The 7,602-nt window shown below is 55.7% G+C and carries 10 protein-coding genes and 2 pseudogenes; 5 read left to right on the top strand and 7 right to left on the bottom strand.

Features of this window, described 5'->3' with window-relative positions; translation table 11 throughout:
• Positions 1 to 120: 120 nt before the first annotated feature.
• The 4 genes from GQ59_RS26880 to GQ59_RS26865 all read right to left on the bottom strand — a co-directional run bounded on the left by GQ59_RS26880 (position 121) and on the right by GQ59_RS26865 (position 1,771).
• Positions 121 to 423, bottom strand: a complete 303-nt coding sequence (locus GQ59_RS26880) for a hypothetical protein (protein WP_152564474.1) — start codon at positions 421 to 423, stop codon at positions 121 to 123.
• On the bottom strand, positions 423 to 767 hold the full coding sequence (locus GQ59_RS26875) for a hypothetical protein (RefSeq protein ID WP_037087169.1): 345 nt from the start codon (positions 765 to 767) through the stop codon (positions 423 to 425). Before GQ59_RS26875 ends, GQ59_RS26880 begins: the two co-directional genes overlap by 1 nt.
• A 115-nt stretch (positions 768 to 882) precedes the next feature.
• Positions 883 to 1,092 carry a hypothetical protein gene (locus tag GQ59_RS26870; protein WP_037087167.1) on the bottom strand — a complete coding sequence of 70 codons (210 nt, stop codon included), beginning with the start codon at positions 1,090 to 1,092 and terminating at the stop codon, positions 883 to 885.
• Positions 1,093 to 1,102: 10 nt separating this feature from the next.
• Positions 1,103 to 1,771, bottom strand: a complete 669-nt coding sequence (locus GQ59_RS26865; RefSeq protein ID WP_037087165.1) for an SOS response-associated peptidase — start codon at positions 1,769 to 1,771, stop codon at positions 1,103 to 1,105.
• A 167-nt stretch (positions 1,772 to 1,938) separates the two neighbouring features.
• On the opposite strand from GQ59_RS26865, the gene GQ59_RS26860 reads away from it, so the two are divergent.
• Entirely contained in the window at positions 1,939 to 2,235 is a 297-nt protein-coding gene (locus GQ59_RS26860) for a hypothetical protein (RefSeq protein ID WP_037087163.1), read from the top strand.
• A pseudogene (gene ligD, locus GQ59_RS26855) lies at positions 2,229 to 3,273 on the top strand (non-homologous end-joining DNA ligase). Before GQ59_RS26860 ends, ligD begins: the two are co-directional and overlap by 7 nt.
• Positions 3,274 to 3,440: 167 nt before the next feature.
• On the opposite strand, the gene GQ59_RS26850 reads toward ligD, so the two are convergent.
• Positions 3,441 to 3,677, bottom strand: a complete 237-nt coding sequence (locus tag GQ59_RS26850; RefSeq protein WP_037087161.1) for a hypothetical protein — start codon at positions 3,675 to 3,677, stop codon at positions 3,441 to 3,443.
• A gap of 555 nt (positions 3,678 to 4,232) precedes the next feature.
• Here GQ59_RS26850 and GQ59_RS26840 point away from each other — a divergent pair.
• The 3 genes and pseudogenes from GQ59_RS26840 to GQ59_RS26835 all read left to right on the top strand — a co-directional run bounded on the left by GQ59_RS26840 (position 4,233) and on the right by GQ59_RS26835 (position 5,930).
• On the top strand, positions 4,233 to 4,838 hold the full coding sequence (locus GQ59_RS26840) for a hypothetical protein (RefSeq protein WP_037087157.1): 606 nt from the start codon (positions 4,233 to 4,235) through the stop codon (positions 4,836 to 4,838).
• Between the two features lie 3 nt (positions 4,839 to 4,841).
• Positions 4,842 to 5,027: pseudogene (locus tag GQ59_RS33655) on the top strand (helix-turn-helix domain-containing protein); the annotation flags it as partial.
• A 138-nt stretch (positions 5,028 to 5,165) separates the two neighbouring features.
• Positions 5,166 to 5,930 (top strand): ImmA/IrrE family metallo-endopeptidase, encoded by a 765-nt coding sequence (locus GQ59_RS26835; protein WP_244448077.1) that lies wholly within the window; start codon positions 5,166 to 5,168, stop codon positions 5,928 to 5,930.
• Positions 5,931 to 5,984: 54 nt separating this feature from the next.
• Here GQ59_RS26835 and GQ59_RS26830 read toward each other — a convergent pair whose 3' ends face one another.
• Positions 5,985 to 6,776 (bottom strand): hypothetical protein, encoded by a 792-nt coding sequence (locus GQ59_RS26830; protein ID WP_152564473.1) that lies wholly within the window; start codon positions 6,774 to 6,776, stop codon positions 5,985 to 5,987.
• Positions 6,777 to 6,881: 105 nt separating this feature from the next.
• On the bottom strand, positions 6,882 to 7,526 hold the full coding sequence (locus tag GQ59_RS26825; RefSeq protein ID WP_037087153.1) for a hypothetical protein: 645 nt from the start codon (positions 7,524 to 7,526) through the stop codon (positions 6,882 to 6,884).
• Between the last annotated feature and the right edge of the window lie 76 nt (positions 7,527 to 7,602).

The following is a 7,602-nucleotide window of genomic DNA, read 5'->3' as shown; positions in this document are numbered from 1 at the left end:
AACCAGTCCGTCTTCGACCTATCTCGCTCGAATCCGCAGGCGCCCCACTGTTTGCAGCCAGGGTGCTCGCACCAGTGTTCGAAATGCACCGGGGCGGCCGGGTGGGTTGCTGTGCGTTCGTCACTCATCGATCAACCCGTTCTTCTTTTTCATCGCGTCCCAATATTCCTCGACGGCTTGGGCAGCTTCTGCGGCGGTTGGCTTAAATCCGTTGTTCGGCATGATCGGTGATCCCTTCCATCCCTCTGGATATGCGCCTGACCACATCCATTGTCCCTTGTTGGGGCTCTCGTGGTCGAACCGAATTCTTCCGGCGTATTGATCGCCGTCGTAGGCTGCGTAGTCTTCGTGAGGCTTGCCGTCTAAGCCGGTCTCGATTCCCCATGTCCGTTGCCAACGATGTTTTTTCGTCCAGGCAGACATCATAGCTCGATGGCTTTAAACCCCCGCCTGAGATCATCGGCACTGCCGGCGCCCACGATTTTCATCGTGAACTTGCGCTTGCCCTTGGGCTTCCATCTTCGGATCTCCTTCATTGTAGGCCCCCCCAGCGCGGATTGCTGAAGATACCAATCCTGGAACTGCGCGTAGATCGCTTCGCAGTCGGCCGTCACCTCGGCATAGGTGCCTTTGCGCCCGCACTTTGCGTTCTCGCACTCGATAATGTCGTCTGGGGCCGGCGCGTCGCCTTCATAGATCAGCCCGCCGCCACACTTGGCGCAGATGGGCTCCCCCAGATGCCTCAGGCCATTGTCGCCCTTAGACATGATTTCTCCTTCACGCCTAAGCGTGTTGATAACGCTGTGGATCAATTATGGATAACCGCCTCGGTCGCAGTCCAGTGTTCTAATTATGTTCTGGTCAGCCGGAGAGTCAACGGGGTTATTCGGTCGATCCCTGGACCAGCCCGTCAATCAATTGCCGCGCCCGTTCAAGGCAGATTCCCAGGCCCTCGACAACGGTCGCCCGCGGAACCTGTTCCCCAAGCTTCAGGACGGCGTTGCTCCCAGGCGAAGTTATGACGGCATAGCGGTCATTCGGGCTGTAGATCGCGATGCGGTAGTCTCGGTGATGGTCGACGAACGTTGGCACGGCAGTTCTCCTAAAGCGGATTGATCGCCATTGCGTCCTGAAACTTGGAGCTGTTCACGTCCCTGCAAACCCGGTGGAACTGGAGCTGGCCGTCCAGATGATGTTTCAGCAGTTCCGTGGCCTGCGGAGCCGGCGTCTCGGCCGACAGCCACTCGTCATAGAAGGTGGGATCAAGGATAACCGGCTGGCGGTCATGAAGTTGCCGCATCGGCTCCTCTGCTGCCGCTGTCAAGATCGTGCAGCTCGTCACGCCGAGCTTGTCATTGTGCGCCCACAAGCCTGCGAAGGAGAAGGGCGCCCCGCCGGGCTGAACGATGTACCAGGGATCCTTCTTCCCGTCTTCCGACGAGACCGTCCATTCATAGAAGCCGTCGGCGGGGATCAGACACCGGCGGCCCTTGAACGCATCGCGAAAAGCCGGCGTGGTCGGCGCGGTTTCGCTGCGGGCGTTGAACAGCGTGGCCTTCGGCATTTCCTTCGCCCAATGCGGAACCAGCCACCAGCGCCCCTCGTCGACGACCTGGTTACCGTCCCTGTCATGGTGGACAAAGAGCACGTTCTGCGTCGGCGCAATGTTGTACCTGGGCTCGGTGTTGCGGCCGCGGTCCTTGTCCAGCGTCAGCCGATACAGTCGGTGGATCTCCGACCACGGCAGGTGGTGGGTAAAGCGTCCGCACATGATCTCTCTCCGTCTTCGTACCAAGGACGTAGAGAGGTAGCGCTTTCCTACCATCGCTCAAAAAAATTTGCACGACCACCATTCAGGAAGTTCCGGCAAGCCCGATTCGGAACCATCACGCCGTTTCTCGATTGAGTCGCGAATCACTCAATCATGGAGTTTTGCATATGGCTGGTGAGATAAGCACAAAAGGGGAATTGATCCCCAAAAGTGATTCGGCGTTTTCAGATCTCACGATCGAGCAGCGCGATCAGGTGTTAGTCAGGGTCGCCGGCAGCCTGCATTACACGGCCTTGATGTCGCGAGCGGTGCACGACAAAGCCGCCACGGACATCGAACGCTTGGCGGAAAGGATCGACCGGGAGCATCAGGAAATCGCCGCCGATTATTCACCGTCTTCTGGTGAGGTGCTGTATCGAGCCGTCGAACTTCTGGACGGCTTCCACCGCCGCATGTCATCGTGAGGCGCTCCAAGGCGCTCTTGCACGAGGGAAACGCGCCGCTGCAAAGCCGGCCGGTCAAGCGGCGCGATCCGAAGCAGCCGCATCTTCCGTTCGATCCCATGCCGGACCGGGTCGAGCCTTGCCTTGCGCTCCTGAAGAGCAAGCCACCCCACGGCGATGAATGGTTTCATGAGATCAAATGGGACGGGGTATCGCCTGGCTGTGCATATCGAGCCGGCCGGCGTCCGGATCATCACCCGAGGCGGGCACGACTGGACACACCGGTTCCCAGCCATCGCTGACGCGGCCAAGGCGCTGGCCCGACCACCATGATCCTCGACTGCGAGGCGGTTGTCCTGGACGAGCAAGGGAGGTCTGACTTCGGCCTGCTGCAGAACTCCCTTGGTGCCTCGGGTAAGGCCGGCGGTAAGCTGCCATCACGCAACTCGATCCTCTGTGCCTTCGATCTGCTCTATCTCGACGGGCACGATCTGCGCGGCCTCGAATACGCCGACCGCCGCCATCTTCTTGAGGATGTACTCGACGAGCAGGCCGGGGCGATCAGGATCTCCGAAGAGTTCGACGGCGACCCGGACGCGTTTCTCGCCCACGCCTGCCGGCTCGGCCTTGAGGGCATCATCGCCAAGCATCGCGACCGGCCGTATCGTTCCGGGCGGACGGGCGACTGGCTCAAGATCAAGTGCATCCAGAGCGACAGCTTCGCCGTCATTGGCTACGAGCCATCAACGGCGCTGCCCGGCGCGATCGCCAGTCTGTTGCTGGGCGCGCGGTACCGGGACGGCTACAAATACGTCGGTAGCGTCGGTACCGGCTTCAAGCATGACGACGCACGACGGCTGAAGAAGATGCTCGACAAAATCAAGACGAGGGTGCCGGTCGACAGGGTCCCGGGGCAAGAGCCTGGTGATGACCGGGCCGATGTATGTCGCTGAATTTGAGTGCCGCGCATGGACGAACGACGGGAAGCTCCGGCATGCGTCGTTCAAGGGGCTGCGTGACCCTGGCGATTCGGCCGAGGTCTACCGTCTCCCAGACTGAGAAAAACATTGGTGCGGAACGTTTTGAGATTGGCCCAGTTAGAAGGTCGGACGCAGCGACCGCTCTCCTGATGCCAACTAGCGCATCTCCCTCCCAGGCCGCTGCGTTCGTCTACTCCTTCAAATCCCCCCCCAAATTTGCCCGCTTCGGCGGGCTTCTTTTAGGGTTTATTCCGTATTCCGCTTCAGCGCCTTCAATAGAGCGTCCAACTCCGAGTTCGACCCGTGAGCCAGCACCAGGTTATCCGCCACCTCTATGATCGCCGTCAGCACCTCGGCCTCTCCCCAGCCGGCTTTCACCGCAGTATCGATGATCTCCTGCAATGGGAACTCGATCGCCATCTGACAAAGGATGTGGCGGTTCAGGTCGTCAGGTGGGACGGATGGCGAAGGAACGTCGGTCATCCAGCCGAGATAGAGCGGACGTCCTCGCTGAAAAGATTGGAGACGTTTTTACAGCGCCATCGAACATATTCGGACTTTTTTGACGCGAAGGACCCTTTTTTACAGCCAACTTCAGAAAACAAACAAAGGGGCAAGCTTCACAAACTAGTGCTCAGGTCCAAGAAGACCGTTCGTATCCCTCTTGAGCCAGTGTTGTGCTGTCGGATCGCATCCATACAAGCTAGGAGCGCTTCCCTTTGGTCGTCGCGACCTCGGATCAGGACAAATCGGGCGTCACCTCGGAGGTAGTCCGCGCTCAGTCCCTCAAGGAATGCGATTGCCTGTATCTCGGCGAAGGTTTTTTCATGTCCCGGTTTCTGATCACGAAGGATAACAACACGATACTGTTTCACGACTCCTCCGGTCTAAAACAAAGTCAGGCGGGAAAATAATTTCGCTGTAGATCAGTATATAGATCATGGTACTCCATCGTCTGCATATCACCGTGCATATTTGGAGCTTGTTTTTGTAAAAAATGCTGACACACTTAGATGACATCAAATCGGAGATTCGCCGTTGCCCCTGCCATTGCGTGACTACGTTCAGCAAGTGTTTATGGAGCGCGATCGCGCTCCTAAAGTCTATAGCGCTGTTCACCGCGGATGGAATGCCGCGATGGAAGCCTATCCGGAGCGGGGAAGGTGGGTCAGGAAGTCTACTTTTCGAACGTTGATCTGGGAAGCAGTCGTCCGTGAGCTCGAAAAAATAAGTCACGAGGATGACGATTTCAAAGCGGTGTTCCACCGCGATACCGCCTCCTTCATCATCGAGGATGCGATACTGTTTAGGTTCAAGCACGCGGACAATACGCTTGCGACTTCGAACTATCCTACGTCAGAGGCCGTCGCGTTCGATGATCATGAAGTTGACCTGTGGGGCCTGAAAGGTCTACAGCGCATCGAACTTTGCTACGTTCTGGACGAACTGGAGACGGCAGTTGCTTGGGTTGGCTTGTCCGCCCGCTCCCACGGGAAGTTTCTTTGGAAGATTGAGCTATCCTCCGAGGGCATCCAGCAGTCCCTGGAACCTTCGTTTTTCGACGACGATGTCGACGCGACCAAGATTGTTCAGATCAAGCGGCCGGACCAGGATCAAAACAAAGACAAGAAAGATCGGGGCTAAAACATGCCTCCAGCATTCAATACCGAGCTACTTCTCCTGGCTCGGCAGTACAGAGGCCTCAGTCAAGCGGAGGTAGCCGCTTCTGCCGGTCTGGATCAAGGTCACTATTCTCGTATCGAACGGGGGCTCCTGAACAGTGAGCCCTCGCCGTCGACCGTTGGCGCCGTAGCGAAAGCTCTCCGTTTTCCACCGGATTTCTTTTTCCAGAACGACGAGATCTCGGGGCTCCCCCTCAGTGTCCACGATGTCGCTTGGCGGAAACGAGCATCCGTTCTCGCGACTGATATGAGACGGCTTCACGCGGAGCTGAACCTCAGGATAATGCATTTGCGAAGGCTCATCACGTCCATTGACGTCACCCCGCAACTCGCCTTGCCGAAGGTGGACGTTGATGAGTTGGGAGGTGCAGATAAGGTCGCGCAGTTCCTTAGGCGCACATGGATGGTGCCTGAGGGGCCGATCAAGAATTTGACCGCCCTGTGCGAGAGGGCCGGAATATTGGTGATCGTCTGCGACTTCGTTGAGAACGTTGACGGTTTGACGATGCGCTTAAGGGATACTCCCCCTATCATATTTCTCAACAGTAAAGCGCCGGCGGATCGCCGTCGCCATTCCCTCGCGCACGAGCTCGGCCATTTACTGATGCACTCAGTTCCGACTGAGGAGATGGAATCAGAAGCAGACTTGTTTGCGGGCGAGTTTCTTGTGCCTGCTACTCAACTTCGTTCCGATCTTATCGGCGGCAAGGTTACCCTTGAGCGCTTGGTGCAACTCAAGCGGTACTGGCGGGTGTCGGTTGCCTCACTTTTGTTTCGCGCCGGGTCTGCTCGGATGATTACCGAAAATCAAACCAGTTATTTATGGCGTCAGCTAAGCGCCAGGGGCTGGCGAAAGACCGAACCGGCCGAAACGCAGTTCGCTCCGGAGCCTACACGGCTTTGGGAGCACATTATCGATTTGCATAAGAACGAGCTGAAGTATTCAATTTCTGATTTTGCTAAAATGTTGGTCCTTGAGGAAGAAGAGGTCGCATCACTCTATGGCATTCATAGAGACAAGCAAGATCGCCCTCAATTGAGGGTCATCAAGTAAATCTGAAAAGCGGTTGCGCCAAAAGTCCTGCGATCGACCGTGCCATCACCGCACTCACTTAGGCAGCGGATAAAAGAACTGGTACGCCTGGATGGCGGCAGCCACGGCCTGAGGGATGCCGATCAACAGGAGAGCAAAGGTGAGGAGCGCAAGGATCGACTGGCGATTCCTGTTTTCGGCATGCCTTCGATCCTCCTCTTCGAATGCGGCTAAGGTGCTTAGAGCTTTGGGGGACAGGCGATAGCTCCTGCTCTCTAGTTCGAGGTCTCCATCGGCTAGGAGTGAGCGGAGAACGAAATTGTAGTGTCCTAGAGTTCTGCTTTTATCCGGGTGCATTACCCAACGGATTGAATACATCTGCGTCATCAAATCTAACGTTGATGTGCGGAAGTCCTGATTGTCCAATGTCCGATCATGAATGAACCTAAGGACAGCTATTCGACCCTCGCGAACGAGGTGCTTCCGGTTAAATACACGCTGTGCGAGCCGGTCATACATCCGATAGAAGAACGCGAAGCGCGAATAGTGGTGCAAAAGAAAGATGAAGGGTGAACTGTACGTGAAGTGGAACCCTTTGTAGTGATGCTCGAATCTCAGCCCGAACTGCGGTATCCATCGGAACGGGACACTGGCTTCGAGGCCACCTTCGCCGATGCTCTCAAACCAAAGCCCTCTCAAACCTTGCTGCGAGGTGCTGCGTGTTACCAGAAAGCGTGTGGTTTTGTCTTCGAGCAATCGAACCACGTACTGATCAACGTTGTCAGATCCTGGGGGAGAAGTTGGGATTGTTTCTGGTAAATCTCCCCTAGATGATATCTTGCAAGCCACAGTCGCCAAAAAGGCCATTTGATCAAATCCTCATCGTCGCAATGCTTAGGTACGAACATACCACTTGCTCATCAATATTCGCTGTTTTTCCTTGTTGTTCTCCAAGCTCCAGCTGCTTTTCCATTAAAACTTCCGTTTAAACATGTCGCGATGGGGTGGTCCGTCGTAATGTGGGGGCGCCTTGCGATAGATCTGCTGTTTGTCTTCTTGGATTTCTTCCAGGAACGGATGCAGGTCTAGCGCCTTAGCCGCCAGCCGAAAGGTGTCTGCCTTTCCGTAGGCGGCTAACTCTTGCCGAATGCGTGCCGTACTGGGTTTTTCGTTCTCCAGAAGCTCCCATCGATATAGGTCTGGATAAAGAATAGTTATGACCGAGAAATAGAGGGACATTTGGTGAGTACGCGGCTCAAAGAGCGCCCAATATTCGACGATGGCCCGAAAGGCCTCCAGCTCATTTGACTGCGAGATGTTCGTAACATCGATCGAGAGGCCAGCATCGAAGTTTGCATGTTTAAAGAAGTTATAATGTGAATTCATGGCGTCCTTCATGCCTTTGGCAAACTCCGGGCGCACTAATTTATCAATATCTATCAACACTCCTTTGCCTATAGACTTTGCATATTCCTGCAGAAGTGTGGTGGCCGACCCCAAAATTAGATGGGTCGTGAGCGCACAGTCGCGCTTTAAAATGTTTCGAATGCTCGAATGTATTAGACGGCGAGCAACCTCCTCCTTGTCGACATAGGTCCGCCCGTCCTCAACTCTCATATTCACCTCCCTGTGAGCTAGTTGTCATAGATCACTATCATATTTGTGGAAGTTGAAGCGCTCGGCAACGACACGG

This window comes from Neorhizobium vignae (assembly GCF_000732195.1).
Lineage (GTDB): Bacteria > Pseudomonadota > Alphaproteobacteria > Rhizobiales > Rhizobiaceae > Neorhizobium > Neorhizobium vignae.
This window is presented reverse-complemented; position numbering and strand designations above follow the sequence as displayed.

Excerpts from the sequence above, each read along its gene's own strand:
- GQ59_RS26880 (WP_152564474.1), bottom strand. The coding sequence starts at position 423 with ATGTCTGCCTGGACGAAAAAACATCGTTGGCAACGGACATGGGGAATC.
- GQ59_RS26875 (WP_037087169.1), bottom strand. The coding sequence starts at position 767 with ATGTCTAAGGGCGACAATGGCCTGAGGCATCTGGGGGAGCCCATCTGC.
- GQ59_RS26865 (WP_037087165.1), bottom strand. The coding sequence starts at position 1,771 with ATGTGCGGACGCTTTACCCACCACCTGCCGTGGTCGGAGATCCACCGA.
- GQ59_RS26860 (WP_037087163.1), top strand. The coding sequence starts at position 1,939 with ATGGCTGGTGAGATAAGCACAAAAGGGGAATTGATCCCCAAAAGTGAT.
- GQ59_RS26850 (WP_037087161.1), bottom strand. The coding sequence starts at position 3,677 with ATGACCGACGTTCCTTCGCCATCCGTCCCACCTGACGACCTGAACCGC.
- GQ59_RS26830 (WP_152564473.1), bottom strand. The coding sequence starts at position 6,776 with ATGGCCTTTTTGGCGACTGTGGCTTGCAAGATATCATCTAGGGGAGAT.
- GQ59_RS26825 (WP_037087153.1), bottom strand. The coding sequence starts at position 7,526 with ATGAGAGTTGAGGACGGGCGGACCTATGTCGACAAGGAGGAGGTTGCT.